1 protein-coding gene and 1 pseudogene are annotated in these 1,691 nt (G+C 67.4%); one reads left to right on the top strand and one right to left on the bottom strand.

The genetic code is table 11. From position 1 onward, the window contains the following. Positions 1 to 1,108: ATP-binding protein (locus ABZ281_RS48350; RefSeq protein ID WP_356665105.1), on the top strand; the 1,108-nt coding region annotated here is incomplete at its 5' end. A 391-nt stretch (positions 1,109 to 1,499) separates the two neighbouring features. Here ABZ281_RS48350 and ABZ281_RS48345 read toward each other — a convergent pair. After that, positions 1,500 to 1,601 (bottom strand): annotated as a pseudogene (locus ABZ281_RS48345) (restriction endonuclease); the annotation flags it as partial. Positions 1,602 to 1,691 lie beyond the last annotated feature (90 nt).

Raw genomic sequence — 1,691 nt, 5'->3', positions numbered from 1 at the left:
AGTTCGTGCATCTTGCCGACGAGCTCACGGGCGAGTTCGGGAGCAGCGCACGGCCTCTCGTGCGCGGTTGCTGCTGTGCGGCTCGGCCCTGTCCTTCATGGGCAAGCTGTTGTCCGGCAACGCACCGCTGAGGGGCCGGGCGGGACTGGAACTTGTCGTGCGCCCCCTCGACCACCGCCTCGCCGCCGAGTTCTGGAACATCACCGACCCCCGACTGGCCCTGCAGGTCAACGCGATCGTCGGCGGTACGCCCGCCTACCGGCGCGAGTTCGCGCGAGGAGACAGCCCGGGCGGGCCCGACGACTTCGACGCCTGGGTTGTACGTACGGTCCTCAACCCGGAGACGCCGCTCTTCCGCGAAGCCCGTTACCTGCTGGCCGAGGAGCCTGATCTGCGTGACACCGCCCTGTACCTGTCCGTCCTGGCGGCCGTCGCCGACGGCAACGCCACCCGCGGAGGTATGGCCGGCTACCTGGAACGCAAAGCCACCGACATCGCGCACCCCATCAACGTCCTCGAAGACGCCGGACTGCTGCACCGCGACGCCGACGCCTTCCGCGACAACCGTCCGACCTACCGCATCGCCGAACCGCTGATCGGCTTCTACCACGCCATCATGCGCCCGGTCTGGGACCAGTTGGAACGGCCCGGCAGCGCCGCCCGGGTCTGGCAGGCCAGCCGTCGCCGCTTCACCAGCAACGTCCTCGGCCCCCACTTCGAACAGGTCTGCCGCGACTGGACCCTCCACCACGCCGACCCCGACCTGCTCGGCGACCTCCCTGCCCGCGTCGGACACGGCGTCGTCCATGACCCCAAAGCCCGCACCGGCCACGAGATCGATGTGGCGGTCGTCGGCATCGCGGACGGCGGCAAGCCGCCGCTGCTGGCCATCGGAGAAGCCAAGTGGAACGACACCATGGGCATCGCGCACATCGATCGCCTCCGGCACATCCGTGACCTCATCACCCAGGCCGGACGCTACGACACCACCCGTACTCAGCTCATCTGCTTCAGCGGGGCGGGCTTCAACGACAAGGCCCGCATCGCCGCCGACACCACCCCTGGCATCCAGCTGATCGATCTGGCAGCCCTGTACGGCCAGGCGTAACGCCAGCGCTGAGCATGCTGCTGCCTTGATGTTGATCGACCCGGGCGGGAATGTCGTGATCCGGACCTGAAAGGGCAGGAATCAGTCGAATGCGCGCACAGGTAGAGCGGTTCGCACCGCTGGCCGGTGACGATGGCCTGGCATGGCACGCCTCCGACCGGACAGAGGGGGACGAATGGGCAAACAGGTCAAGTACGGGTCGACCCATACCAAGACCGGCAAGCGATGCCAGAAGCCAGCGATGATCGGTTACCCCCGCTGTCAGTTGCACCGAGGCGAGTGGAACCCGCCGCAGAAGAAGAAGACCAAGAAGCGCTAGCCGGAGGCTGCGTTGCGGTTCCCTGACGGGGAGTCCGGAGCCTGGTGAGATTCTCAGGCCAGTGCTGGTGATGGCGTAGCGCTTGCACTGGGTGATCATTGTGCGGCCGTCTGGGAGGCGGCCGGTGACGTCAGCTTCCTTGTCTCCGGAGCCGCCGACGCGGCGGACGTCGGTGCGAATCCGGCCGCTGACCTGGGTGAAACGGGAGCAGCCTTGGTCGCAGTTCTGGCTGCATTCACCTCCGTTCAGCAGCGTCCAGAAGCC

The sequence above is a fragment of the Streptomyces sp. NPDC006265 genome (assembly GCF_040613555.1).
GTDB lineage: Bacteria > Actinomycetota > Actinomycetes > Streptomycetales > Streptomycetaceae > Streptomyces.
This window is presented reverse-complemented; position numbering and strand designations above follow the sequence as displayed.